This window comes from Ruegeria sp. CL6 (assembly GCF_056536465.1).
Genome location: NZ_JBQFPR010000002.1, coordinates 440,486 through 466,099, shown reverse-complemented (window position 1 = coordinate 466,099; position 25,614 = coordinate 440,486). Strand labels below are relative to the sequence as shown.

Genomic DNA, 25,614 nt, shown 5'->3' with positions numbered 1-25,614 from the left:
CGGGCGAGTGTTACGCTTTGTTATGACGGGAGGAAAACTACCATGATTGTTTTTAAATCGGGCTTTCTAGCAGTGTTTTCAGCCAGTGTCTCAATCATGGCATTTGAGGTCGCGGCGCAGTCAGACATTTCCAGTGCATACGCGCCCGGTGAATTACCGGCGATGATTTTCGACGCAGAGCGGCCTGAAAAAACGCTGATTGCAAACGTCAATATCTTCGATGGCGTTAACGATGGCTTGAAGGCAGGAAGCGTGCTTGTCGAAGGCAGCCTGATCAGCGAGATATCAGAGGGAACCATCGATGCGCCGGACGCTGTTGTCATCGATGGCGGTGGCCGCACCCTCATGCCGGGTATGATAGATGGCCATGCTCATGTCATGATCAACGATGACTTTGGACCAGTAGAGCGTGACCTCGACATTACTGACATCAGCTACAACGCGGTCATCGTTTCTGAACGGTTTGTCCGAGATGGGTTCACGACCGTAAGGGACATGGGCGGTCCTGCGTTTGGCTTGGCCAGAGCAATCAATCTAGGTCGGGTGGTCGGCCCGCGCTTGTATCCATCTGGCGCTTTCATCTCGCAGACTTCTGGCCACGGTGATTTCCGTGACCGAGCTGACGCAGGGTTTTCGATCAACGATGCTGGCGACCTGTCGAATTTTGAACGCATGGGTATTGGTAATGTCGTAGACGGAGTGCCAGAGGCGCTGAAGGCCACGCGCTTGAACCTGCGTAATGGTGCGACACAGATCAAGATCATGGGCGGCGGCGGGGGCTCATCGCGCTTTGACCCAATCGACGCGACGCAATTTACCGAAGATGAAATCTGCGCAATTACCGGCGCGGCGGCGGATTGGGGAACATATGTCGCGGCACATACTTTCACCGACCGCGCCGTTAACCGACTTCTGGATTGCGGTGTCAAAACCTTTGAGCACGGGTTCTTTATTTCCGAAGAGACCATGCAGCGTATAGCGGAGGAAGGCGGGTATATGGTTCCACAAATGTGGGGTATTTCGCCCGACCTTGCACGCAACCCTCTTATGCCAGCAGACAAAATCCCGTTGGTGGAAGAGCTCGGCAAACAGTACGCTGATTTTGGGCGCAACCTTCTCAAGAACGGCGTCAAAGTCGTCTTTGCCTCTGACTACGTCGGCAAGTTCGCCGATGCAGAACGAGCGCGCCGCTATGAAATCTGGTGGCGAACACAGACATTCGACAGCAATTTTGAAGTGTTGAAACAGTTGACTTCGACCGCCGGGGAAATGATCGCCATGTCAGGCCCAAGGAACCCATATCAGGCTGGCAAGCTCGGTGTGATCGAGGCCGGAGCCTACGCTGATCTTATTCTGGTGGATGGAAATCCGCTGGAGGACATCACCGTAATTGGCGGTACTGATCAGTGGTTCGACGCACCAGAGGAATGGGAACCAATCGACACGATTGACTTCGTCATGCTCAATGGGGCGGTGTATGTGAACGAACTGGACTAGAGCGCCAACCGACTTGCCTGCTATCCCTTCGATTGCAAAAGGCTGCCCTGTTCGCATCGTGGTCCTTCGCGACATTCGGCCGACATCCGCACCGAGTCCAGAGCAGGCACACAGCTATCCACTGGAAACGGAACCGCACTTGATATTTACGATACGATACCATCACGTTGTACCAACCCGATGCCGAAGAACCCGTTCCATCCAGAGCGGCGAAGTCCTTGACCAAATTCGATACGGTGATCTTCAATGCGAAAAATGAGTTCAAGTGCGCTGAAATTGCGACTCAGTAAACTGCAACGACCAACTGGAGAAAGGGATGCATGCTGGTGCATCGCAGGCGATAGTTCTGCAGCCGCTGCACGCGAAAGGATCTAATGTCTGATATCTCGCGCTGGCTAGAGAAACATGGCTTGTCCAAGTATGCCGGGTCATTTGCAGAGCACGAAATCGAACTAGGTGATCTGACCGAGCTAACGGACAAAGATCTCACTACAATCGGGCTTCCCCTAGGTCCGAGGCGCCGTTTCATGAAAGCTGTTCGAGCCGAAGCAAAGGGAGAAACTTACCCGCACAACACTGCGTTAGGTCCCGCGATCGTCGCTGAGCGTCGGCAGCTTACCGTAATGTTCATCGATTTGGTTGGATCAACGGAAATATCCCAGCGCGTCGATCCGGAAGATTTGGCGGAAGTACTCCGACTGTTCAAAGAAACCTGCGCCGCGTCGGTTGCCGCTTTTGATGGCCACATCGCAAGTTACTATGGCGATGGGATAATGGTCTTTTTCGGGTTTCCTCATGCGCACGAAGATGACCCAGAGCGAGCCATCCGCGCAGGTCTTCGTATTATCGAGGAAATTCCAGCCATCCGCACTCATGCGAAACTGAATGTCCGAATTGGGATCGCAACTGGGTTGGTTGTTGTCGGTGACTTACGTGGTGAAAAAATGTTCGAGGACGGAACGGCGATGGGGGAGACGCCGAACCTGGCCGCACGTCTGCAAGCAATGGCTGAGCCCGGGACATTGATCGTCGCACCTAATACTCATCATTTGGCGGGTGATGCTTTTGAATACGTTCTGCGTGGCGCATTCAAGCTCAAGGGTTTTGCCAGAGAGGTCGAGGCGTGGCAGGTGACACGAGCACGGGTTACGGTCAGCCGCTTCATGGCAGTGCATGACGAGGTGCTGAACCCTTTGATCGGACGCGCTGCAGAATTTGAAACCCTCAATGAAAAGTGGAAGTTGGCAAGTGGCGGTCAAGGGCAAGTTGTACTGGTGTCCGGCGAACCAGGAATTGGCAAGTCTAGATTAGTCGAAGAATTAAGGCAGAGCATTCCGAGGATGTCGCGCACTCAAACACGATATCAGTGTTCTCCGTACCATTACGCGAGTGCGTTTTATCCGGCCATTCGTCAAATTGAGAATGCTGCGGGCCTTCGTTCAGACGACAAAAACGAAGTAAAACTCAGAAAGATATCCTCTGTTCTTAGTGATCAGTCAGACCATACGCTAAAGCTGGCCGCGTCTCTTCTTTCGGTTCCATTTGAAGACCAACTGGGTGAGCTGAATCTGACGCCACAGCAACTCATGGATCAGACATTAGAAATGCTGCTTAGCAATCTGACTTCTCAGGCTGTGGAAAAGCCAGTGTTGCTTTTGTTTGAAGACGCGCATTGGATTGATCCGACAACCAAATTGTTGCTTGACCGAATTGTGGACCGGATTCGTGACCTTCCAGTGTTGGTCGTGATGACGTTCAGACCTGAATTCGACGCTGGTTGGGCACTGCAATCCAACCTTTGCAAAGTGGTCTTGAAGCAACTGGACTTTCACCAGATCAAAAACATTGTGGACGAAGTTGCAAAAGGTCATTCGATTTCTGACGAAATGTACAACGTCGTCGCTGCAAGATCCGATGGCGTCCCGCTATACGTCGAAGAAGTGACAAAAGATCTACTGGAATCAGGGGTTTTGACAAAAGGAAGGGACGCATACTCGAAGGGTGGGGCGTCTCCGGCCAGCTCGGTTCCAAGCACGTTGCACGATGCGCTTATGGCGCGGCTTGACCGACTGAGTTCCGTCAAGGAGGTCGCCCAGATTGGGGCGGTTATCGGACCTCAGTTTTCTTTTCCGTTGATCGCCAAAGTGGCTCGTATCAGCGACAAGCCGTTACGCGCAGGATTGGAACTTTTGGTCGACGCAGGCATCGTTACAGTTTCTGAAGAAGAAAATCTGGAAACTTTCAGCTATCGCCACGCCCTAATTCGCGACACAGCTTACAACAGCCTCTTGAAGAGCGAGCGCAGGGTTTTGCACGCACGTGTTGCGCAAGCCTTACGTGGTAAATCAACCCATATTGGCGATGCCAGTCCGGAAATACTTGCGCACCACTACACGATGGCGGGTATGAGCAAGGAAGCAATCGACTATCGTTATCTCGCCGGTCAACGCGCGGTCCAACGTTCTGCCAATATCGAGGCGAACACACAGCTGTCCTTGGCGATCGAGCAGTTGAGCCAACTGTCTCATGGTGTTGAGCGGGATCGGAAAGAAATTGAGGTTCAGGTTCTCAGAGCAGGTGTTCTACGATCGACTGCAGGAATAGCCGCCGATGAAACAGGGACCGTTTACGCAAGAATACGCGACTTGTGTGAACGGGTGGATGAAAAAGAACATCTGTTCCCTGTTTTGAATGGCTTGTACTCCTTTCACTTGGTGCGGGCTGAGTATGATTTGGCAAGAAGCGTTGCAGCGCAGTTGCTGAATTTGGCAGATACAACGGGTGAAACACACCATCAGATGGTAGGGCATCGAGCCATGGGTGCAGTGCTGTTTCATATTGGAGAACTAAACCCTGCATACGAGCATTTGAGTAAAGCGCTAGAGCTTTACAGTCCGAAGCGCGACGGGCACCTGGCCTACATATACGGTTCGGACCACGCAGCGATCACGTCCTGCTTTCTAAGTATGGCTGTATGGATGCGCGGTGAGCCAGACAAAGCACTTGAAGTCCAGAAACGAGCGGTTGCTGCGGCGCAAAAGTTGGAGCATGCACATAGCATAGCGCAGTCGCTAACCTATCTGTGTATGCTCTATCTTCTGCGCCGCGAACCTGGACAAGTTGTTGAAGTCGCAAATCAGTTGGAGGAGCTGTCCTCAAAACACTCGTTCACCTTCATGTCGCTGACAGCAAAGCTCTGGCGAAGCTGGGTGGATGCCTACCTTTCCCCTGAGCCGGAAAACATCCACGCATTACGAGAGGCATCGGAAGCGTGGTGGGCCAGCGGAGCTGGGAATTATAAGCCTTTCTTTTTGACGCTGATTGCGGAACTCACGTTGAAAACGGGTGACCGGGAAGCCGCCTTACAGTGCTTGGCCGAGGCACGAAGATATCAAAGCCTCACAAACGAAGGGTGGGCGCAAGCTGAGACCGACCGGGTTTATGCTCTCGCAATTTCTGAAAGTCGGTTCGCCGAAGTAGAGTTTTGTGAGGCTTTGAACACGGCAAAACGACAGCAAGCAAAGATGTACGAACTTCGGATTGTTGTAGACTATATTAAGAGCTGCCAAAAATTTAGACAGACCCCCGCTCCCAACTTTGGCTTAAGTGCTGTCTTAGATACTATCATAGGAGGAGAGCTAACAGCCGATGTGAGCAACGCCCAAAATCTACTTGATCAGACAACTTTAGACTAACTCTCAAAAATTCAGAGCGGCGCAGTTGGGTAGACTGGAACCCATACTCGGAACTTAACTTGGTGTTCGTCTGTTTGAGCGTTCGACAGAAATTGTATCCGGGAATATCCGACCCGCGTTTCTTCATAGGTCGCTCTCTAGCGTACAGTACTCAATTCCGCTCAATTTCTGCGCTGCCCGAAAAGTGGACATTCATGCCCAGAGCAGCGAATGACAGGTTTGTCCGCATAGCAGTCGTTCACGCAGAGTATGGCGAACGGGGGCGCATTGGATTCAAATTTTAGCCTTTAATAGCTGCGAAAAGAAGTGGACGTGTCGCATGGGCATACTATTGTGGTTTGCCCATGCGAAATGACACATTCGGTATTTTTCCATCAGCCTACCGATAGTTATCTGAACGCTCAGCTTCTCTTTGAAGGCTTGCGGAACGGTCTTGCTTCTCCGCCCTTGCCGTTTCTGTTTTTTGAACGCGCGGTGTCTTTTTTCTTGGTCTTGTGAGGCGTCTTTCGTTCTCTCAGAGATTTGGAGGCGTCCGAGGCGTTCTTGTCTCGTTTTTGCCGTTTCTTATCCTTCGTGGCGGGTTGTGGATTTGCCGTTCCGCGCTCGCTGGTCCGCTGCGCGTGCGAAGCATTGGCCTGCTTTGGTTTGTCCTTGCTCGCGGGCTTATGCGATGTGCTTGCGGCGGACTTCCCTCTGCCCTTTGGGTGTTTGGGCGCGACTTGGGCATCTTGCTCTGAAGGTTTGGAACTGCGCGCAGCTTTTGACGGTTTGCCGGACCGCGGCTTTTTGTTCTTGGCAGCGTCGTCCGATGAACGTGGTGCCGCAGGCGGCCCCTTAGGAGAGGCATCGAAATCTGGTGTGCCCGCCAGCTCGGTCAGGGTCGCGCCTTGTTCTATGGTGAGTCCGGCCCCCAATTCTTGTTTCATTGCGGGCACTGCATCATTGGCAATCTCGACAAACGTCTCTTGGTATTGAACGCGGATTGCGCCGATGGCGTTTTTGGATAGACCCGCATTGCGGCACAGCATTGGCAACAACCAACGCGGCTCTGCACGCTGTTTACGCCCCAGGGAAAGTGAGAACCAAGTGCTTGGCCCAAACGCCGCACGCGTATCAGATTTGCTTTTTTTAGTCTCTGACACCGCTCCCAGAATCTCCGGTGCTGAGTGGCGCTCTCGGTAGAGGCGCAAATAGGCTGCGGCGACCTGTTCTGGTGTCCTTCCGCTTAGCAGCCGTTCTGCAAAAGCCGTTTCCTCGACGCTTGGCACCTCATCCAAGGCAGGGTTGGAAATGATGCGCTCCTCTTCCCGAGCGAGCACCTCATCCGCTGAGGGAGGGACACCCCATTCGGCCTCCAACTTGGCCGTTTTCAGCAATCGTTGCGCCTTTGAGCGCTGCCGTCCCGGTACAATCAAGATAGACATCCCCTTGCGCCCGGCGCGGCCCGTGCGTCCAGAGCGATGCAGCAAAGTTTCGGCATTCGACGGGAGATCTGCATGGATCACCAACTCCAACCCCGGAAGATCAATACCACGGGCGGCCACGTCCGTCGCCACGCAGACCTGCGCACGCCTGTCACGCAAAGCCTGCATCGCGTTGGAGCGCTCTGCCTGGCTGAGTTCCCCCGACAGGGAGACAACAGAAAACCCCCGATTGGAGAATTTTGCGGTCAGACGCGCAACCATGGATCGGGTATTCGCGAACACAATCGTCGTCTGTGCGTCGTGATAGCATAGCAAATTGATGATCGCTTTTTCGATATCTGACGGGGCCACGTTCAAGGCACTGTATGTAATGTCCGAATGCTGTGCTTCTGCGTTTCCGACCTTGATCCGCTGCGCGTCTTCCTTCTGGTAAGTCTGCGCAAGCTTGGCGATGCCTCGCGGAACGGTGGCCGAGAACATCAAGGTGCGGCGGCTTTCAGGCGTTTGATCAAGGATAAATTGAAGGTCTTCGGCGAACCCCATGTCCAACATTTCGTCGGCTTCGTCGAGAACGACAGTTCGCAAATCGCTCAGGTCGATGACGCCACGTGAGATATGATCGCGCAGCCGTCCGGGTGTGCCGATCACGACATGCGCGCCGCGCTCGATCGTCCGGCGCTCTGTGCGGGCATCCGTGCCACCGACGGCTGACGCAGTGACGATCCCGGCCTCAGCAAACAGCCAGTCGAACTCTCGCCGGACTTGCAAGGCCAGCTCGCGCGTGGGTGCGATGACCATAGCCAACGGCACCGCCGGTCGGTCGAACCGACCGTGCTTGTCGAGAAGCTCTTTCGCCATTGCCAGCCCGAAGCCTACGGTTTTGCCAGACCCGGTTTGCGCAGAAACAAGCAAATCCTTTCCCGCCAGCGCCTCATCTGACACAGCCTTTTGTACAGGCGTCAAGTCGCTGTAGCCTTTTTGGGAAAGTGCTATGGATAAGGTTTGCGGAAGGTCAGAGAAATCTTGCATGGGTCACCAAATGCCGGGAAAGACCTGGCGATAATGGTATTTGGTGCGGATGTATAGCCTGTAAACTGCGTTTGAAAGAGAATGTGTCAATCACAGGAAATGAACTTTTTCACCCGCTCAACCTATAGCCGTTGTGAGAGCTTTGATTAAACCAAAATCGAAACCGTACTTGTGCCGTCAGCACGCCTTTGAACAAAGGTTTCACGGGTAGTGTTTCCTTTCGAGGTGGGGCGTTAGCCGTGCACGTGCTCGGCAATGAGTTCCGCGACGGACGGACCTGGTCCGACAAGTTCCAACACGTTGCGGTCGGGGTCGCGAATGAAAATGGTTTTGGTGCCACGGAAGTCGCGGCGCCCGGTGATGGCGATGCCGTTCAAGCGCCGCCGCACGCGTGCTTGGGCACACGCCTAGTCATGTCAGCAAAGAACTTGCGCGCTAAAAGGAGCTTTCGAGGGGCTTTCTAGTTCTGAACCTGGAAGAGTACGGCTCGCCACCCGCTGGAGTGAATGTCATCTATGCAAGCCGCTCAAATTTGCCGGCGAAGACCCGTGCAATGATTGATTTCTTGGCAGAAAAGAGTAGCAAGTATTCCCGTAACGACGCATGAAATTCGCTGCCCTAACGAACGCCTTGGCTTTGGTGCTTTTTTGAAAGCGGACTTTCAGCGGAATTTGCCGAATGGCAACTTTGTCCGCACAGCGGTCATTGATGCCTAACGCACCGCTAGACTGCTTTGACCCCAGAGCGGACCTTCGTCTTGCTGTTGGAAACGCGGGACCAACGAAGGACCACATACCTACTTACACAACCCGGCGTCGAAGGCGGCCATCATGGCGCTTCGCAGGCGATCCACGTCTTCGTCCACCGAAGCGGAATGATCGCATTTGAATGACGGCAATACCTCGACCCGGATCGTTCCGCTTTTGGGTAAGTGTTTGTCGCGCGGCATAAGTGCGTCGGATGCGTGAATTACAATGGGCCGTATTGTACGACCGGTGGCGCGCGCGACTATTACAGCTCCTGCCTTGAACGTGCCGAGGCTTTCGGAGCTTGTGCGCGTACCCTCTGGGAAAAGCACAACAGAGCGGCGTGCGGGCATGGCGCGGACGGCAGCGGTGAGTGTTTCGAGCGCCACTGAACCGCTTCTCCGGTCAATCTCCACCAGCCCAGCGCCTTTGAACCCGTGGCGCAGGAGAACCGCGTCGCAAAGTTCCTTTTTGGCGGCGAAGGTGATCCACTTGGCGTCGGGCACCACGTCCATCAGAGCAAAACCATCCAGATGGCTGCGGTGGTTGATCACGATGATGCTGTTGGTGTCGGCGGCCAGCGCGGCCCTGTCGGCTTGTGTCATCTCTGTTCGGATGCTCAGCAGCCACAGAAGCCGCGAACAAGCACGTTTGACTAGCGGCCAGTACCAGCCGCGAAAACCTCGCCGTTTACTGTAAAGCAGGGGCACAAAGGCGATGTACAGGAAATAGACAGGACCCAGCAGGAACAGGGCGACGCGTTTTATGACCCGCAGGGGGGCCGGGTCTGTGGCCGCAAGCGCGACTGTTTCCTTTGGAGGCTGGAGTGACATAGGTTCCCGTTGATTGTGCTGACTGCCGGGAGAGGTTCACGAGGTTTCTCCGTTAGGCATTTGTTGCCTACCCCTTGGACGCAAGGTCCGACAAGCGCCCTGCATCCCGCCTCTATGCGGCAATGGCCAGGGCACATCAACAGAAAGTCTGACATTGGCGACTGGTAACAATAGCTGGTTTTAGCCTAAAGCGGTCACTCTTTGCAGGTCAGTGGGGCGCGGCAGATACGCGCCGATGTCACTTACTAAGCTGCGTCCGATAATAAACAGCAGGATTTGCGGCCTCAGGCGTGTCTATCTGATTTGTCGGACAGAGGCAGACTCGCTTGTTCGGTGTTGTGGCGGTAGCTACAGTGAAAGGACGGAACGCAAATGGGAATGTTCGGATGTCTTTACAGACAGGTTACCTGCTAATCGCCGATATTACTGGTTATACAGGATACCTAACCCGGTCAGAGTTGGAACACGCCAACCCAATCATCCGCTCTTTGCTTGAGGCGATTGTTGGTGAACTGAAAGACCCAATGAAGTTGCGGGGTCTAGAAGGTGACGCCGTTCTCGCTTATTCAAGTGGACCGTTCCCTTCAGGTGAAACCTTTCTCAACACATGTGAAAACCTTTACCGGGCCTTCGCCGAACGCCGTCGGAACATTGTGCAAAACACGACCTGCCCATGCAATGCTTGTCGCAACGTAGCCGATCTTGATCTGAAGATCCTTGCGCATCACGGAAAATTTGAAGAGCTGACGATCGGACCGATGAAAGATATCTCTGGTGCTGACGTCATACTTGTGCATCGCATGGCGAAGACCAATGTGAAGGAGGATACCGGTATCCGTAGCTATGCTCTGTTCTCGGAAGATGCATTTCAGGCAATGGGTATCAACTCTGAACTAATGCAGTACAGCGCTCAGTTTGAGCACTTTGGTGACGTACCCATGCGGGTCTATGACCTTGCTGCTGCTTGGCAACGATACCGTGAGATCGTCGGACCCGTCCGCGTTACTGACGAGGATGCCGTGTTCACAACTCGGCACTTACTGAAGGCCCCGCCGGTTGTGGCCTGGGAAATGCTTACAGATCCCCGGCTCAAGATGCGCTGGATGATGTTGAAGGATGCTTATCGGGAAGGTGATACCTCGCGAACGGCTGCTGGCGTTCGTCTGCACTGCATTCATGAAGCAGCTCATTTCCAGATGCTGATCGTTGACTGGAAACCGTTCGAATATGTGACTGATATCCTTCACAATTCGTCCATTGAGGGCCTAACAAACCTAGAGACTTATGAGTTGGTCCCTGTAGACGAAGGCACAGAGGTCGTGTTTCGGATGGGGCAGCTGACTGACGCTGAAGGCAAACATCATTCTGCAGAGGAATCTGCGGTAATCGATCTGTTCGAGAATTTTTACCCGGTGGCTTTCGGTATTTTGGACGATATGGCGTTGGAGTTTCATCAAAAGAAACATGAGTAACGAAAATGACTCTTGGGCGATAATAAGTGCGCCTCCCCTTTGTGAGGCATCCGTTCGCTTTGAAATCCCCTCGCGTTGAGTCATCAGCCGTTCGGCAAATCGGGATCGGGTTGCTGTAAGAACTTTCAATAACCGGCCATGAGTGAGCGAGGATTTTTCGTAGCAGACATTACCGAAAGACTGCTCGGAGCCAACAATTCAGCCTGGGCAGTTTTCGATTTAGTGCCGAGAGATTGATGTCTGTTTCGCACTGGCTGTTCAGAAAATCACATTGAGCATTAGCAAGGAAACCAACAAAAACAGAATGGTCATGATGCCGCCGGAGCGCACGAAGTCCAAAACTTTGTAACCCGCCGGCCCCATAATCAGTGCGTTTACCTGATGGGTCGGAATGATGAAGCTGTTCGAGGTCGAGATTGCAACTGTTAGCGCAAAGGCGGCCGGGTTTCCGCCGGCGGCTACGGCAATTGAAACGGCAAGGGGTACGAGTAGGACGGTGGCCCCGACATTTGACATAACCAGAGAAAACGCGGTGGCCAGTATTGCGACGCCCGCTTGAAGCGCCCAAATTGGCCAACCATTCAAAATGATCATGATTTGCTGAGCAATCCAAGCCGCAGTACCGGTATTTTGCACCGCTTGTCCCAGCGGTATGAGGCATGCCAGCAGAAAAACCGTGTTCCATCCGACTGCCCTGTAAGCCTCATCGACACTGAGGACACGCGTGAGCATCATTCCAGCGGCACCTGTCAGAAGGCAAAGGGATAAGCGAACGTCGGTGAACAGTATCAGCGACAGCGAAATTGCGAAAAAGGCCAAAGCCCAACCGACCTTCTGAGGCCGCAGCTCATCTTGCGGAAAATCTGTTGTCACGACCACAAAATCTGGATCCCTTTTGATCCGCATTAGGTTGTCCCACCTTGTGTGCGCAACAAGCATGTCGCCAGCGTGAAATTCTTCGAGCCCGATCTGAGTGGACTCGTGCGTATCAGTCTCGACGTGGCTGAGCGTTTCTTCTCCTCGATGAATTGCAAGCAATGACATGCCATATGTCTTTCGGAACAAAAGCTCGCGGGGGCATTTCCCGATCAGCTTGCTGTCGGGCGTCACAACGACTTCGGCTATTCCGGCATTGGTTGGTGCAAACTCTTCTACGAAGATATCCAGCTCAGGCAGAACAGTCAGACCGAATTTCTCTGCAAACTGTTCGACGACCGTGCGGTTACCTATGATCGCAAGCCTGCACGGAGCGGCGATCTCGGCGGTCAAAACCTGAACCATAGAAGTCTTACCGCGATAAAATGTGGATATTATGTAGAGATGATTTTCATGGTTGATGTCTGCCAGTATCTGCCCGACCAACGGGCTTTTTTCTGGCACGATCACTTCAAAAACATCCGCCTGCAACCCGTAAACCCGTTGCAGGTATTCCTGCGTACCTTGCCCTGTGCCGGTGTTGTCAGACCCTGTATCGCCGGGCAGGACCCAGCGTCCAAACAGTAGAAAGTACCCGATCCCGGTCAGGATCAAGGCCGCACCGATTGGCGCTACGGAGAACAGGCCAAAGGGTTGGATTTTCTGACCTTCAGGCAGCCCCTCGTTTGCAGTCTGAACCAGGTCGTTCAGCAAAATCAGCGGAGACGAACCGACCATAGTCATCGTGCCGCCAAGAATGGCACAAAACCCCATGGGCATCAGCAGGCGCGACAGCGGAATCCCGGACCTCGAGGAAATGCGGCTGACGACCGGCAGAAACAACGCGGCAGCCCCGACATTCTGCATGAATGACGATATTACCCCAACCGTTCCAGAAACAATCGGCAGTACCCGACTTTCGGCTGAGCCACCATATTTTAGAATGACCGCAGCAACCTTGTTCATGATACCAGTTTTGTCCAAGCCGGCACCGACGATCATGACCGCGATGATAGAAATCACGGCGTTCGACGCAAACCCATCAAACAGATGCGTAACATCCGCCAGGTTCTCAAGCCCCGGTGCGTAGCTGAGTAGCCCGACGAGGACTAGAACCAGTATGGCGGAGAGGTCAATTCTGACAATTTCTGATACGAACAAAAAGACGGTGAAGGCCAGCAAAACGCAAACCACTCCCATCTCAAACGTAAAGGTAATTTGTTCCAAGGAACCCACCGAGACTTGGATATTTTGTATAAAGGCAATACCTAAACTATCGCGCCCACACTGTCATGATATTTCAATTTTCAGCGGGGCTGTGAAATAAAATTCTAAGACGTGACAACAGAATGTCGCTACATAGTGATTGCCGGGAAACACGTTCCTCCGTCGCCTGTGTTGCACGCCACTTGATGTTCACCACTTAAACGAGACTTAGTCATATCAATCAGGTGTGTTTTCGCTGATCAAAACGACCCGCTTATCCCAACCTTTGACGTCTCCATTCCATGAGCGAGGCGTTGACGTCAGCCACGAAGCCATCCGGTTCTGGTGGCATCGGATGGGCCCGACAGATCGCCTGCCTCAGCGCAGGTATGGCAAAGCAGTTGCCCAAAAGCGTTGGGTCACTATGCTGATGAAATGGCTAAACGTACGTTGCTTGTGCTCAATAGGAAGTCCGCTGCAAGGCCAGACTTGCGGTCAGCGGTGCGTCCGCTTGAAAAGGAACTGGGTATCAAGGTCGTCATACCTTGGTCGGGTAAGGACTTGCGGAGATCTGTTCGGGAAGCCGTCGGCGATGGCGTGACCCGCATAATTGCCGGAGGAGGTGACGGCACGTTGAACGCAGTCGCGGATGCTGTTTTGCGACTGAAAAAAAGCGCAGGTGTTTCATTGGGGCTGGTTCCGCTGGGAACCGCGAATGACTTTGCGCGATCTTTCGGTGATGACGGAACGGATTTGGCCACGTCTGTCCGCGTTGCTGCGACGGGAAACCCCAAGCCGATAGACATTGGATTTATCAACGGAAAACCTTTTGTAAACGTTGCCAGTGGTGGATTTGGCGCAATGATTACCGCGACGACGCCCAAAGAGATGAAGAAAAGGCTGGGCGGACTGGCCTATACTCTGTTCGGGCTTGCCCGGTTGTCCGATGCGAAATCGGTGCCGGCGCATATCACGATTGATGGCGGAGACCCCTACGAAGTTTCAATTTCCGCGATCGCAATTGCCAACAGCCGGTATGCAGGGGGCGGGTTCGACGTAGCGCCAGCGGCCGAAGTGTCTGATGGTTTGCTCGATCTGAGTGTTCTGTCTGCCGAGCGGCTGATGCCGGAAAAAGTACCGTTTGGCCGGTTGCCTGACATATCTGACCCAATCGAAGGCATTGTTCAGCGATCCCGTTTGAGGTCCATGGTGCTGGAGACCACACAGCCATTCCATATGAATCTGGACGGCGAACCTATGGTCGATCAACGATTTGAAGTTTCGATCAAGCCGCAAGCGCTGGGATTTGTTTTCCCAGAAGAATCCGAGAACTCGTGATCTCTGCAGTTTACCCCAGTAGCCTCGGCGCGTGATGCCGAAAGGGTTTCGGCCCTGTCAGCGGCTGTGGTTCAATCGTTAATTTTCCCGTCACCGGACATCAGTATCGCGATTGGCTGTGTCGAGGGGATGTTCGACAGAACAATCATTATGCATACGGTGATCGGTACGCTCATCAATGCTCCGGCGATACCCCAAACCGCCGTCCAAAACGTCAGTGCCAAAATCACCATAAGCGGAGACAAATTCAGGCTCTTGCCCAGAAGGGTGGGTTCCAGAATGTTCCCGATCGAGAACTGAACAGCGCCGCACCCGATCAAAACAACCAGGAAAGGCAGTACCTCCTCAAACTGGACCAGTGCGACCAAGGACGGAAGTGCTACGCCGATGATGGACCCAACTGTTGGAATGAAATTCAGTAGAAACGCGAGAACCGCCCAGGTTTCCGAGAAATCCAACCCGACGGATGCCATGACGGCGAAACTGGCAAATCCAGTCATTGCACTAACCAGCGTTTTTATTCCCACGTAACGCTGAATACTGCTGGAGGTCTTTTCTAGAACCCTCCGTACTTTCTCCGCCCCTTCGGCGTCTTGGATCGCCAGCTTGATCTTGGTCCGCATGGGGACGCGCTCGACCAGCATGAAGGGGACGTAGAGAAGCACGAGGAAAAAGGCGCTTAGGAACGCTCCGGCGGACCCGATAACACCGCGCGCGAAGCCCGCTAGATTTATCTGCTCCAACGCCTTCATCGCGGTATCATAGTTGTCTTGCCCAACCAGCGAAACAACTTGAGCCAGCAAACTGGACAGGCGTTGTTCATAGCGGGGGAAGGCTTCGGAGACTTGCCCAGCCTGGCTTGAAAGAATCGACAGAATGACCGAGAGCCCGATTAGAATGACGGAAATTGCGGAAAGATGCGCCAACCATTTCGGGACGGCTTTGCCAAATATCCGTATTTTGTGAATTCGATCGGACGTTGCCGTCAGCAGCACAAACAAGAGTGCGGCAAAGGAAAGCGGAACCAGTACCGATGCTGCAAGCACCAACGACGCGACGGACAAGAACAGAAGCGCAACCAGATGATACCAGAATGTGAGGCCCATCAGGTAGGAAGCGGGTTTGTCGCTCTGCGTTGATTGTTTCATGAATGGGTTCCGTCCGTAAACATACAGGAATTGCCGACAATGAACTAACTATTGGGCATTAGGTCGCCTCAGCCTGATTTTGGCAAGTGTTACGAAGCAATTGGTACTGGAGACCGATGTGCTGACCTCAGCCGCACAGCGCATGGGTTTTCCATCGCTTGACAGGACTGGGGCTGTACCTCCGGTGATCGACATCAATGAAACCGATACCGCGACACGGGCGCGTCATTTCTGTCGCCATCAATTTGATTGGAATCTAAACTGGGCCAAGTGCCTTTGCCTTGCGCTATCTTGTGAAGTTTCCGAACTGGACGAGGGGGTTGTGGTTCGGGTGGAATGATCGCTGCAAAAAGAGGAGGGGTATTCGCAATGTGCTTTTCATCCGAAGCCAGTTTCGTCGCGGGCGCGGCCCTTGTTGCCTGTAGCGGTCTGACCATTCGACTGACTGTGCGGAAAGGGGTGCGTTATCTTCCCTTGGCCTGCCTTCCGCTTTTTTTCGGCCTGCAACAAATATCCGAGGGCTTCTTGTGGGTGTCTATCAACACTCCGGATGCAAGCCCCTCTGTCGCCGCGGCGTTGATATTTCTATTTTTCGCGTATTGGTTTTGGCCGTTTTGGGTGCCTCTTTCGGCTGCGCTTATCGAGCCGAGCTTGCGGCGCAGACGTTTTTTTCAAGTCATTTGCGGGCTAGGGTTCGGTTTAGGAATGTTTCTGTACTTGCCCGTGCTTTGGGCGCCAGACACACTGGATATCGAACTTTCCAAGCACTCAATTCAGTACAACAACGTTCATATGTTCCCCACCGAGACAACCAAGATCATAGCGCGCCTGCTTTATGCGCTTGTGATCTGTATTCCGCTTGTTGGATCAAGTGACAAAGGGGTGCGGGGATTTGGCTACCTGATCGTTGCGTCCGTCGCCGCAGGGTTCCTCTTTGCATCGTATGCCTTCACATCCATCTGGTGTTTTTTCGCCGCCATTCTGTCCGTCTATATTCTCTATGTTCTGCGCTACGGCAAACCCGAGGCGGATCAATGGGCAGGCACAGCGAAGGGCTGAAATTCGTTTGGGTTGGTGGGTATGCTGCTTTGCACTGGCTGTCTGAAAGACCGGTTATTTTCTAATCCGGCCGGGTGGCCGGGCACGGGTTCGCCCTGCAAGCCGTGGGCACTTCCGATCAGCCGCGCATTGGTGGATGCAATCAATTCTTGGGTCTGGACCAGCGCAGAACAAGATTGGCTGCAATCGGTGCGCCGATGATGACCAGAACGATCCGCGTCAGATGGTGGGTGATGACAAAGCCCAGATCAGCGCCGGACACGATTGCCAGAACCGTCATTTCGGCTTGGCCTCCGGGTGCAAAGGCAAGGAACGCTTCGACGGGTTGACCCAGCCCAAGTGTGGTGACAACGGCCGTGAACCCTGCAGCAAGAATGGCGAGTACAACGACGTAAGCCACGCCTGCCGCAACAACCCAGCGAAGCTCGCGCAAGGTCACGCCGACGAATTTCACACCGATCCCGCACCCGATGAAGAACTGAGCAAGCAACACCGCTTCGCGCGGCGGGCGCGTGTGGATGAAATCCCCTAATGACAAAGCAGCCGTTAGGATCATCGGCCCAAGTATGGATGCGCCGAACAGCCCTATTTTTTCGCCGCCCTTCCAGCCGACGAATGCGGCCAGAACCATGAGCAGCAATTCACGAACCGGCAACTCACTCGCAGGTTGCCCGATTGGGTTGGTCAGCTCTGCGTCATAGAAAACCGTCAAGAACAATGGGGCCAGGGTGACGATAATCAGAACGCGCGTTCCGTGGATCAGCGACAAGGTGCGCGGGTCGGCTCCGGCTTCGGTCCCGAATATGATCATGTCCTGCAATCCGCCGGGCATTGCTGCGTAGAACGCGGTCTTTGTGTCAAAACCCCAAACCTTGCGAAAGAACGGCACTCCGACCAAGGCGATCAGAAGGATGAAGACCGGGATCAGCATGATGGAGGCTGCCATCTTTGGAAGCTCGGTGAACAGGCTGGGCGTGATCGACGCGCCAACCGCGACGCCAAGGATGGTTCTGGCCGCGACAGAGATTTCCCCGAACCCTTCCATCGGGGCATGAGCCAGAGCAGCGATGAGGCAGGCGCTCATGGGGCCGAACAAAAACGGCAGTGGCAGATCCAGAGCCCAGAACAGGACTGTGCCGATTACGGCCAGGCCAAATGTCATAGACCTTTTCATCAACAGCGTGGGTGGGGACTTCGGGGTCGGCAATTTGCGGGTTCCGTCACGTTTGACTGACTTTGTATCCAGATGTATACACGTGGACGCAATACATAAGAGCGAGTGCTATGTCCACCCTAGACGACCCAATTCAACCCGGCCCTCAGGGGAACTCTGCCTATCATCGACTGCTGGAGGACATTCGCGAAGGCTCTTTGCTACCCGGCGAACGCCTGCGCGAGATTGAGCTGTCAGAGAGGTTTGGCGTCAGTCGGACACCGGTGCGCGAAGCGATCCGGCAGCTTGAGGCAGATGGTCTTGTTGCCCATATCCCCAGACAGGGCGCGACGGTCCGCAGCCTCGACTACGCCGAGGTGATGGAGCTGTACGAAATGCGCGCCGTGCTCGAGGGGACCGCCGCGCGCCTCGCTGCGCGGGCGGCATCGGATGTCGAGCTGGATGAGCTGGAGGTTCTGAACGACCGGTTGGCCGAAGCAGGCACCGGGCCGGAAGCCGCGCGGATCAACCGAATTTTTCACGCTACGCTTTTGGATGCGGCCAAGAACCGGTTTTTGGCAAAGTCGATGCTGTCGCTACAAAAGGCATTGCTGATCCTGGGGCCATCACAACTGCTGGACAGTGACCGGGCCGAAACCGCCGTGGTTGAGCATCGGCAGATTATGGCAGCCCTGACATCGCGCGACGGGGCTGCGGCAGAAACAGAAATGCGCGCGCATATTCACGCGGCTCAGCGTATGCGAATTCGTGCGCTTCAAGAGCGCGACCGCACGACGGATCAAGGCCGATAGGAAGCCTGGACACTGACGGTATTAAGGGTGGGGTCTTGCGGGCGCCCCTTCATCGCTTTTTGCTGAGTCCGCGACTCTCTTGAGCCGACAAGCCGAGGGCAGGGCGCGTGTCGCGCCACATCACAGGAACCCAGCGCCAAAAAGCAACGTGCTGCTGATCACTCCAAGGATCGGTACAATAGGGGGGACACGAAAATGCGCTTCTGCTGTGTCGGGTTTCGTCTTGATAAGGATCAGCGACATGTTGACCAAGACAAAGACACCCAAGACGATCTGAGAGGTGCGTTCTGCAAGAATGCCGATGGGCAGAGTTTGTGTCAGCAGAAGAATTGTCACCACGACCAGCAAGGTCGCGACGACCGGCGTTTGTGTCGCGCGAGGGACTGTTGCCAGAACGTTCGGAAGATGGCCTCGGTCAGCAAGTCCATAGATCACGCGCGACGCCATGATCATCTGGATCAGCACTCCGTTGACGGTCGCAACGATTGCAACCGAAGAAAACCCCTGTTTGATGAGTGTTGGCGCTTCTGTAAAAACCAGCGCAAGAGGCGCGGCCGAACTTGAAAGATGGTCAATCGGGACTACCAGCAACACCGTCATCGACGTCGCCAAGTACAGCACCGTGGCCAGAACCAGAGTCAGCAGGATCGCCCTTGGTATGGTGCGGACCGGATCTTTGACCTCTTCTGCGACGTTTGCCATGTCCTCAAAGCCGACAAAGGCAAAAAACGCCAACAACGACGCGGCGAAAATGCCCCTCCACGTGTTCATTTGGAAGGGCGGCACCATTTCGCTTAGCGCATAGCCTTGCGGATCATCAATCGAAAGACCCCAGCCAACGACGAACAGCAGCCCTGAAATCTCGATTACTGTGATGACGGCGGCAACGAAGACAGACTGTGTGATGCCCCAGAGGGCGATCAGCCCCATGGCAAGAACGACAATGATCGTCAGAAACGCGGTTCCCAAGCCGGTCAGGGCGTTCAGATACGAGGCGGCGCCGATAGCGACAGCCGAGGCTGAAATCACTCCAGATGCAGCGACCGAAAGGCCAACCAGAACGGCCATCCAGTTTCGCTGAAACCCGGCCTCTACATAGGCGGCTTCGCCCGCGCTGACGGGATAACGCGTCGCAAGTTCCGCATAAGACAAGGCCGTCAAGGACACCACGAGCGCGGCCACAAGAAACGAATACGCCGCATATGGCCCCGCTATGTCGGCCGCTGTCCCGACAAGCACGTAAATTCCTGCGCCGACGGTAACGCCCAGACCGTATAGTGTGAGCAACGGAGTCGTCAGCGCCCGACGCAGTTTTGGAGGCGTTTGGTCAGTCGTTGCCATGCGGATCGCTCATCAACAGTCCTCTGTTTCCAATTCAGATAAATTGCGGTGTTCCAATTGTTCAAAACGCTTATACGCAAGAGGGGCTCGCCACCTTTCATGCCGAACCCCCAAGGTGGAACCTCCACAAGTTTTGAATTCCGTTCACCATCATGCGTATTGGGGACAGGTCGGTGAACGTAGACCGTTATAAAACATTCGTATTTCACTATATGATGTGGCCGCGCGCCTTGATCTAAATCAACTCATTCCGATGGGTAGGCCTGCAAAGCAGCGGAGACTGCGCAGGGAAACTCCGGCTCTGACCTGGGCTGTTTCTTTCGAGCGGGAACATGAGAGAGGTCAAAGAAGTGCCAAGCAGAAGCCGTGTAGACTGATCCCGAACCAAGGGAAAACACAGGAGGAAAAGATGCGGGTTATACGTGGAATTGCGCTGGCCGCTCTTACGTCTGGCGCGGCAATAGCGCAGGATTTGAATGTTCAGGACGGGAATGATCTGTACAGGACATATTGCTGGCAGTGCCACGGATTTGAGGCGACCGGAGACGGACCAATGGCCGAGATGCTGGCAATACGCACACCGGATCTGACCAAGCTGGCGGCGCGAAACGACGGAGTTTTTCCAACCGAACTTGTGGCCCGGCAAGTGGACGGGCGATCGCCTGTGCTGGCCCATGGCGGTGAAATGCCGATTTTCGGACCTGCGCTGGATTCAGACAAGCAGATCGCGTTGTCTTTGCCGAGTGGTCAACCGATGATGACCGGCGTGCCCTTGGCCAGCTTGATCGCATTTCTTGAAACGATTCAGGTTGAATAGGCGCTCGATCTCATAGGTCTGTTGGGGCTGCGGCCCCTAGACCGCGAACACGACCGTGCTGGCCAAAGTAAGGGCCAATTTGGGAGCCGGCCAAGTTGCACTGCGACCAAACTGGCAAGAAAATCACCTCAAGCGTTGCACACAATCCTGCAACGTTCATGGGGTTCCGGCCGCATTGATCTAAATTAAGGCGGATTTTCCAGTATCTGGCAAAATTGCGTGATTAGGGAAAAGGAGGAATGTCCGATGCCAGAAAAGAGTTCAAAATCCAGCTATCCCGGTCCACTTGTCGATGTCTTCAAACAGATGCAGTTCTCGGCATCTTCAAACCCAGTCTTCGGAGCGCAGATAGAGCAGTTCTGGGACGCTCAGGAAAAGATGCTGGCAGAGGCGGAAACTTTTGCCCAACACTGGTTCGAGCGTCGCCACGAAGCGGTGCGTTCTGCATTGAAGGCCGCGCGTTCGGCGTCGTCTGCGAACCCGGCCGACCCGTCAAAAGCGATGCAAACCATGACCGAATGGCAGCGTCGATCAGCAGAACGGATGGTGGCGGACGCACAGGAATGGTTTGAGACGGTTGCCCGTTGTGCGTCCTACGCCACTGAGACCGAAGTCAAAGCCGTCGAGAAAACCGTGGCAGACGTTACGAGTGCCGCAAAAGCCGTTGGAAAGTCATCGAAATCTGAACCGGTTTAGGTGTGAGCGGTCAAGATTTCTGGCCTGAATTCAACAGGAACACACAAGGAGGGGAAACATGTATAGGAACATCCTGATTCCTGTCGCTCTGGACAAATCCCACGACACTCAGGCGTCTTTCGAGGCCGCGCGGTTGTTGGCTGATTCCGATGCCGCCTTCACCGCGATACATGTGCAAGAGCCGATACCTGCGTATGTAGCCTCGCAAATTCCCGAAGATGTCTTTGCAAACACACGTCGTGAAGCGCAAGAAGAACTGCGTTTGCACGCTTCCGGGTTGCCGCGTGCCACTACGCGGCTCATCTCTGGGAACCCGGGGCGGGCGATCGTTGACTTTGCAAATGAACATGACATCGATTGTATCGTGATTGCTTCGCATAAGCCCGGCTTTGAAAACATCTTTCTCGGTTCCACCGCAAACCGCGTTGTTCATCACGCAAAATGCGCGGTTCATGTAATCCGTTGAGCTTGGGGTGCGCCTAGAACCTATCGCAAGAGATTACCAGTTGCCGGTCTCACCTTGGCTTTTGGCCTTGGCTGCCATGTTGCATGGAAAGGAAGCTCACCGTGCGCGCGATGATATTTGACGGAACCAGTACCCAGCTGCAACTGCGTGATCTGCCAATTCCCGAACCCGGCGCGGGTCAGGTACAAGTGCGCATTGAAGCGTGTGGAGTCTGCCGCACAGACCTGCATATCGTGGATCAGGATTTGAAGAATGCTGTCCTTCCCTTGATTCCGGGGCATGAAATTATCGCGCGTGTCAGCAAGCTGGGCGCTGGGGTCGATGCGTTCAGAATTGGTCAGCGCGTCGGCATACCATGGTTGGGCCACACTTGTGGTACGTGTGAGTATTGCCGATCGCAGCGCGAAAACCTCTGTGATTTTCCGGGGTTTACCGGCTATACAGTAAACGGAGGATACGCGGAATTTTGCGTTGCTGATGCTGGCTTTGTCTTTCCTCTTGCAGAAGATGCGACGCCCTAAGAACTGGCACCGCTTCTCTGCGCTGGGCTTATCGGTTTCCGCAGTTTCAAAATGGCCGGTAACCCAAAACGTCTGGGTCTTTATGGGTTTGGCGCTGCGGCACATATTTTGTGTCAGGTTGCCAATTTTCTGGGGATCGAGGTGTATGCCTTTACCAGAGATGACGATCTTGCTGCCCGAAAATTTGCCCTGGATTTGGGCGCAAAATGGGCCGGAGGCGCGTCTGAAACACCTCCCGCCAGTCTGGACGCGGCAATTATTTTTGCCCCGGTAGGGGGCTTGGTCCCGACCGCGTTGAAGGCAACCCGCAAAGGAGGGCGCGTCGTCTGCGGAGGGATTCACATGAGCGACATTCCCAGCTTCCCCTACGCCGACCTTTGGGAGGAGCGATCAATTCTGTCCGTGGCAAACCTCACTCGCGCGGACGGGCAGGAGTTTTTTGATCTGGTGGCAAGGATGCGGATAGAAACCAGCGTCGTGACGTATCCTTTGGAAAAAGCAAACGAGGCTTTGGAAGACTTGCGGCAAGGGCGGCTGCAAGGCGCCGCTGTTCTTAGGACTTAACGCGCTCCTGATCGACCACCCACCTTTCAAATCAGACTTCTTCCAGCGTTCTTGCTTGCCGGCGGACCCGCTTTGAAAAAAATTTCACACAAAGGTAAAAATACCAAAACTTATTGACTTGCCTTTCGGGTTGGCCCTAAAACTCCATTCATGCAATAAAAGGCATAAAGTGAAATTTCTTGCAAATGCTTTGCGGTGGAGGAAGAATGCAAAGCGCGTGCAGGAACACGCTCTTGGGAGGAGTTCTATGAAATACCGGAAAACCAACGGGATTATTGCCTCTGCCGCCATCGCTATTGCTGGCGTGACGGCTGCACCGGCGACGGCTGAAGGCATCATGTGCGAGCCGGGCGAGACCTACATCATGAACGTCATGGTATCGGGTCACCCCTACTGGGTGCCAGTGTATCAAGGCTTCAAGCAGGCGGCCGAGGCTTTTGGCTGCAAGACAGTCTTTTCGGGCACGCCGGACTATGACATCACCAAGCAGATTGCCTCGTTCGAGCAGGATCTGGTGAAGACACCTGCGGGCGTTCTGCTGCATCCGATGCAGTCCGACCCGTTCATCGAACCGATCAACCGCGCCATCGACAATGGCACCGAGATCGTGACGTTCGCCGCTGACAGCCCGAATTCCAAGCGCACGGGATATATCACTTCGGACAACCTTGCCGAAGCCAAGTTTGCGGCGGAGGAAATTGTCAAACAGGTCGGCGACAGCGCAGAATACGCGGTGCTCGAAAATCCGGGCCAGTCGAACCATGACCTGCGTGTGACCGCTCTGATCGCGTACATGGAGGATAACTATCCGAACATGACGCTGGTCGGTCGTCAGGCTACGAACCAAGACAGCAACGCGGCCTATCTTGCAACGGCCTCGATCATTCAGGCCAACCCGAATGTCGCCGCGATCTGGATCCCCGAGGCGGGCTCTGCCGAAGGTGCTGTAGCTGCCAAGCTGGAAACTGAATCGGACATTCTGATCATGCACGCGGACGTGACGCCGACCACGCTGGAGCATATCCGCGCGGGCAACATCCATATGTCGCTGAACCCCAACCAGGGCGTGCAGGGTTTCATGGGCTTCATGGCGGTGCACCTAGCTAATCGTTCGGACGTGTTCGATCCGTTCAACGACTGGAAAACCAGCGGCTTCAACCCGGTTCAGATCCCGTTCATGGACAATGGCTTTGCAGTCATCACCAAGGACAATGCCGACAGCTTTGATCTGAACGTCTACATGGAAGGCCGCGATCCGGCCTAATCGGGAAACTCCCCGATGAGCCGCCCGCGCAGTTCCAGAATTTTTCGCGGGCGGTTCAAGACGCCAATAATAGACACCCAACAAGGTGCTGCCATGCAAGACGACGTGATCCTACGGATATCGAACCTCAGCAAGTCCTTTGGCCCTGTCAAAGCATTGCGCGGGATCGACTTTGAACTCCGCAAAGGGGAAATTCACGCCATTGCAGGCGAAAACGGTGCAGGCAAGTCGACCTTGATGAATGTGATCGACGGGATTTTGCAGCCGGACAGTGGGCAGATCGTGCTGGACGGCAAACCGGTCAAAATCTCGTCGCCCACTATGGCACAGCAACTGGGCATCGGTTTCGTCCATCAGGAAATCGCCCTGTGCCCCGATGTGTCGGTGGCCGAGAATATCTTTATGGCCAAGACCAATGTCAGCCGCTCGTGGCTGATGGACTACAAGAAACTGGAACGCGAGGCGGTGGATGTATTCCGCCAGCTCAGCGACATCGACCCGTCGGTTCTGGTGAAAAACCTTTCGATCTCGAACCAGCAGTTGGTCGAGATTGCAAAGGCTCTGACGTTGGATTGTCGGATTCTGATCCTGGATGAGCCCACAGCCGCACTCACGGAAACCGAGGCTCAAACCCTCTTTGGCATCATGCGTAATCTGGCGGATCGGGGGATTTCGATCATCTACATCTCGCATCGGATGGTCGAGATTTTCGATAATTGCGACCGCGTGTCGGTGTTCCGGGACGGGCAGCACATTGTCACGAACGACGTGGCCGATATTCAGCCCAGCGATGTGGTGAATGCGATGGTCGGGCGGGTGATCGACAACCTCTATCCCGCAAAACAGCAAGCGCCTTCGGATGAGGTCATCCTCGACGTCCGCAACCTGACCGAGGTGACACGGTTCCGCGATGTCTCATTCACGCTGAAAAAGGGTGAGATTCTGGGCATTGCGGGTCTGATCGGTGCGGGCCGTAGCGAGATCGTCAAGGGCATCTGTCAGCTTGAGGGCGAGGTGACGGGGCAGGTCTGGTTGAACGGTAAAGAACTGAAACTGCGGAACTATCAGGACAGCATCGCCAAGGGGATGGTGTACTTGTCCGAGGACCGCAAAGGGGATGGCGTGTTTCTGGACCTGCCGATTGCCGCCAACGTCTCGGCCCTGAAGCTGGAGCAAGTGTCCAACGGGGTCGGTCTGATCCAGTCCGCGACGGAAGAAGCGCAGGCCGAGGCGCTGGGGCGCAAGCTGAACCTGAAATGCGGGTCGCTGAATGATCCGGTGTCGTCCCTCTCGGGCGGCAATCAGCAAAAGGTGGCGCTGGCAAAGATGCTGTCGGTCAACCCGCGCCTGATCTTTCTGGATGAACCGACCCGCGGGGTCGATGTGGGCGCGAAATCCGAGATCCACCGCATTCTGCGCGATCTGGCGCAAGAGGGCGTGGGGATTGTCGTGATCTCATCCGAGCTGCCCGAACTGATTGGTGTCTGCGACCGGGTGCTGGTGGTGCGCGAAGGGCGCATCAGCGGTCAGGTCACGGGCGATGAGATGACAGAAGAAAACATCATGCACCTGGCCTCGGTCATGGACGTGCAGCCCTCGGTCGCATGAGCGGAGAAAG

Annotated in this window: 20 protein-coding genes; 13 read left to right on the top strand and 7 right to left on the bottom strand. The window is 54.6% G+C overall.

All coding sequences use genetic code 11. The features are described 5' to 3' along the window. The first annotated feature begins 42 nt into the window (after positions 1 to 42). Positions 43 to 1,497 carry a metal-dependent hydrolase family protein gene (locus ACR0LH_RS07195; protein WP_480720301.1) on the top strand — a complete coding sequence of 485 codons (1,455 nt, stop codon included), beginning with the start codon at positions 43 to 45 and terminating at the stop codon, positions 1,495 to 1,497. Between the two features lie 374 nt (positions 1,498 to 1,871). Next, positions 1,872 to 5,192, top strand: a complete 3,321-nt coding sequence (locus tag ACR0LH_RS07190) for an AAA family ATPase (protein ID WP_480720299.1) — start codon at positions 1,872 to 1,874, stop codon at positions 5,190 to 5,192. A 401-nt stretch (positions 5,193 to 5,593) separates the two neighbouring features. Here the strand turns inward: ACR0LH_RS07190 and ACR0LH_RS07185 are convergent, their stop codons facing one another. From ACR0LH_RS07185 to ACR0LH_RS07175, 3 genes are all read right to left on the bottom strand, one after another. Then, positions 5,594 to 7,579, bottom strand: a complete 1,986-nt coding sequence (locus ACR0LH_RS07185) for a DEAD/DEAH box helicase (RefSeq protein WP_480720298.1) — start codon at positions 7,577 to 7,579, stop codon at positions 5,594 to 5,596. Between the two features lie 299 nt (positions 7,580 to 7,878). After that, positions 7,879 to 8,022, bottom strand: coding sequence for a hypothetical protein (locus ACR0LH_RS07180; RefSeq protein ID WP_480720296.1), 144 nt, complete (start codon positions 8,020 to 8,022; stop codon positions 7,879 to 7,881). 419 nt (positions 8,023 to 8,441) lie between these two features. Continuing rightward, entirely contained in the window at positions 8,442 to 9,224 is a 783-nt protein-coding gene (locus ACR0LH_RS07175) for a lysophospholipid acyltransferase family protein (RefSeq protein ID WP_480720295.1), read from the bottom strand. Positions 9,225 to 9,610: 386 nt separating this feature from the next. Between ACR0LH_RS07175 and ACR0LH_RS07170 the strand changes: the two genes are divergently transcribed. Further along, positions 9,611 to 10,696, top strand: a complete 1,086-nt coding sequence (locus ACR0LH_RS07170) for a DUF2652 domain-containing protein (RefSeq protein WP_480720294.1) — start codon at positions 9,611 to 9,613, stop codon at positions 10,694 to 10,696. A 258-nt stretch (positions 10,697 to 10,954) separates the two neighbouring features. Here the strand turns inward: ACR0LH_RS07170 and ACR0LH_RS07165 are convergent, their stop codons facing one another. Beyond that, a complete protein-coding gene (locus ACR0LH_RS07165; protein WP_480720696.1) occupies positions 10,955 to 12,811 on the bottom strand; it encodes an SLC13 family permease in 1,857 nt (618 codons plus the stop codon). Between the two features lie 441 nt (positions 12,812 to 13,252). Between ACR0LH_RS07165 and ACR0LH_RS07160 the strand changes: the two genes are divergently transcribed. Then, positions 13,253 to 14,155 carry a YegS/Rv2252/BmrU family lipid kinase gene (locus ACR0LH_RS07160; protein ID WP_480720292.1) on the top strand — a complete coding sequence of 301 codons (903 nt, stop codon included), beginning with the start codon at positions 13,253 to 13,255 and terminating at the stop codon, positions 14,153 to 14,155. Positions 14,156 to 14,226: 71 nt separating this feature from the next. Here the strand turns inward: ACR0LH_RS07160 and ACR0LH_RS07155 are convergent, their stop codons facing one another. Next, positions 14,227 to 15,303, bottom strand: coding sequence for an AI-2E family transporter (locus ACR0LH_RS07155; protein ID WP_480720290.1), 1,077 nt, complete (start codon positions 15,301 to 15,303; stop codon positions 14,227 to 14,229). Between the two features lie 336 nt (positions 15,304 to 15,639). Here ACR0LH_RS07155 and ACR0LH_RS07150 point away from each other — a divergent pair, with 336 nt between their 5' ends. Further along, positions 15,640 to 16,362: a DUF6629 family protein gene (locus ACR0LH_RS07150; protein WP_480720289.1), complete on the top strand. Its 723-nt coding sequence runs from the start codon at positions 15,640 to 15,642 to the stop codon at positions 16,360 to 16,362. 142 nt (positions 16,363 to 16,504) lie between these two features. Here the strand turns inward: ACR0LH_RS07150 and ACR0LH_RS07145 are convergent, their stop codons facing one another. Further along, positions 16,505 to 17,524 (bottom strand): AbrB family transcriptional regulator, encoded by a 1,020-nt coding sequence (locus ACR0LH_RS07145; protein ID WP_480720288.1) that lies wholly within the window; start codon positions 17,522 to 17,524, stop codon positions 16,505 to 16,507. Between the two features lie 122 nt (positions 17,525 to 17,646). Between ACR0LH_RS07145 and ACR0LH_RS07140 the strand changes: the two genes are divergently transcribed. Continuing rightward, on the top strand, positions 17,647 to 18,327 hold the full coding sequence (locus tag ACR0LH_RS07140) for a GntR family transcriptional regulator (RefSeq protein ID WP_480720286.1): 681 nt from the start codon (positions 17,647 to 17,649) through the stop codon (positions 18,325 to 18,327). A gap of 120 nt (positions 18,328 to 18,447) precedes the next feature. Here ACR0LH_RS07140 and ACR0LH_RS07135 read toward each other — a convergent pair whose 3' ends face one another. Continuing rightward, a complete protein-coding gene (locus tag ACR0LH_RS07135) occupies positions 18,448 to 19,668 on the bottom strand; it encodes an APC family permease (protein WP_480720285.1) in 1,221 nt (406 codons plus the stop codon). Between the two features lie 409 nt (positions 19,669 to 20,077). On the opposite strand from ACR0LH_RS07135, the gene ACR0LH_RS07130 reads away from it, so the two are divergent. From ACR0LH_RS07130 to ACR0LH_RS07100, 7 genes are all read left to right on the top strand, one after another. Next, positions 20,078 to 20,485, top strand: coding sequence for a c-type cytochrome (locus ACR0LH_RS07130; RefSeq protein ID WP_480720284.1), 408 nt, complete (start codon positions 20,078 to 20,080; stop codon positions 20,483 to 20,485). 246 nt (positions 20,486 to 20,731) lie between these two features. Further along, positions 20,732 to 21,181: a phasin family protein gene (locus ACR0LH_RS07125; protein ID WP_170562500.1), complete on the top strand. Its 450-nt coding sequence runs from the start codon at positions 20,732 to 20,734 to the stop codon at positions 21,179 to 21,181. Between the two features lie 58 nt (positions 21,182 to 21,239). After that, positions 21,240 to 21,647, top strand: coding sequence for a universal stress protein (locus ACR0LH_RS07120; protein WP_480720283.1), 408 nt, complete (start codon positions 21,240 to 21,242; stop codon positions 21,645 to 21,647). A 110-nt stretch (positions 21,648 to 21,757) separates the two neighbouring features. Next, entirely contained in the window at positions 21,758 to 22,168 is a 411-nt protein-coding gene (locus ACR0LH_RS07115; protein ID WP_480720695.1) for an alcohol dehydrogenase catalytic domain-containing protein, read from the top strand. A gap of 51 nt (positions 22,169 to 22,219) precedes the next feature. After that, positions 22,220 to 22,732 (top strand): zinc-binding dehydrogenase, encoded by a 513-nt coding sequence (locus tag ACR0LH_RS07110; RefSeq protein ID WP_480720282.1) that lies wholly within the window; start codon positions 22,220 to 22,222, stop codon positions 22,730 to 22,732. Between the two features lie 247 nt (positions 22,733 to 22,979). Continuing rightward, complete coding sequence (locus ACR0LH_RS07105; RefSeq protein ID WP_480720281.1) at positions 22,980 to 23,996, top strand: substrate-binding domain-containing protein; 1,017 nt, start codon at positions 22,980 to 22,982, stop codon at positions 23,994 to 23,996. A gap of 15 nt (positions 23,997 to 24,011) precedes the next feature. Beyond that, positions 24,012 to 25,604, top strand: a complete 1,593-nt coding sequence (locus tag ACR0LH_RS07100; protein ID WP_480720279.1) for a sugar ABC transporter ATP-binding protein — start codon at positions 24,012 to 24,014, stop codon at positions 25,602 to 25,604. Positions 25,605 to 25,614: the final 10 nt, after the last annotated feature.

Excerpts from the sequence above, each read along its gene's own strand:
- ACR0LH_RS07195 (WP_480720301.1), top strand. The coding sequence starts at position 43 with ATGATTGTTTTTAAATCGGGCTTTCTAGCAGTGTTTTCAGCCAGTGTC.
- ACR0LH_RS07190 (WP_480720299.1), top strand. The coding sequence starts at position 1,872 with ATGTCTGATATCTCGCGCTGGCTAGAGAAACATGGCTTGTCCAAGTAT.
- ACR0LH_RS07175 (WP_480720295.1), bottom strand. The coding sequence starts at position 9,224 with ATGTCACTCCAGCCTCCAAAGGAAACAGTCGCGCTTGCGGCCACAGAC.
- ACR0LH_RS07170 (WP_480720294.1), top strand. The coding sequence starts at position 9,611 with ATGTCTTTACAGACAGGTTACCTGCTAATCGCCGATATTACTGGTTAT.
- ACR0LH_RS07165 (WP_480720696.1), bottom strand. The coding sequence starts at position 12,811 with ATGGGAGTGGTTTGCGTTTTGCTGGCCTTCACCGTCTTTTTGTTCGTA.
- ACR0LH_RS07160 (WP_480720292.1), top strand. The coding sequence starts at position 13,253 with ATGGCTAAACGTACGTTGCTTGTGCTCAATAGGAAGTCCGCTGCAAGG.
- ACR0LH_RS07155 (WP_480720290.1), bottom strand. The coding sequence starts at position 15,303 with ATGAAACAATCAACGCAGAGCGACAAACCCGCTTCCTACCTGATGGGC.
- ACR0LH_RS07150 (WP_480720289.1), top strand. The coding sequence starts at position 15,640 with ATGATCGCTGCAAAAAGAGGAGGGGTATTCGCAATGTGCTTTTCATCC.
- ACR0LH_RS07145 (WP_480720288.1), bottom strand. The coding sequence starts at position 17,524 with ATGACATTTGGCCTGGCCGTAATCGGCACAGTCCTGTTCTGGGCTCTG.
- ACR0LH_RS07140 (WP_480720286.1), top strand. The coding sequence starts at position 17,647 with ATGTCCACCCTAGACGACCCAATTCAACCCGGCCCTCAGGGGAACTCT.
- ACR0LH_RS07135 (WP_480720285.1), bottom strand. The coding sequence starts at position 19,668 with ATGGCAACGACTGACCAAACGCCTCCAAAACTGCGTCGGGCGCTGACG.
- ACR0LH_RS07130 (WP_480720284.1), top strand. The coding sequence starts at position 20,078 with ATGCGGGTTATACGTGGAATTGCGCTGGCCGCTCTTACGTCTGGCGCG.
- ACR0LH_RS07125 (WP_170562500.1), top strand. The coding sequence starts at position 20,732 with ATGCCAGAAAAGAGTTCAAAATCCAGCTATCCCGGTCCACTTGTCGAT.
- ACR0LH_RS07120 (WP_480720283.1), top strand. The coding sequence starts at position 21,240 with ATGTATAGGAACATCCTGATTCCTGTCGCTCTGGACAAATCCCACGAC.
- ACR0LH_RS07115 (WP_480720695.1), top strand. The coding sequence starts at position 21,758 with ATGATATTTGACGGAACCAGTACCCAGCTGCAACTGCGTGATCTGCCA.
- ACR0LH_RS07110 (WP_480720282.1), top strand. The coding sequence starts at position 22,220 with ATGGCCGGTAACCCAAAACGTCTGGGTCTTTATGGGTTTGGCGCTGCG.
- ACR0LH_RS07105 (WP_480720281.1), top strand. The coding sequence starts at position 22,980 with ATGAAATACCGGAAAACCAACGGGATTATTGCCTCTGCCGCCATCGCT.
- ACR0LH_RS07100 (WP_480720279.1), top strand. The coding sequence starts at position 24,012 with ATGAGCCGCCCGCGCAGTTCCAGAATTTTTCGCGGGCGGTTCAAGACG.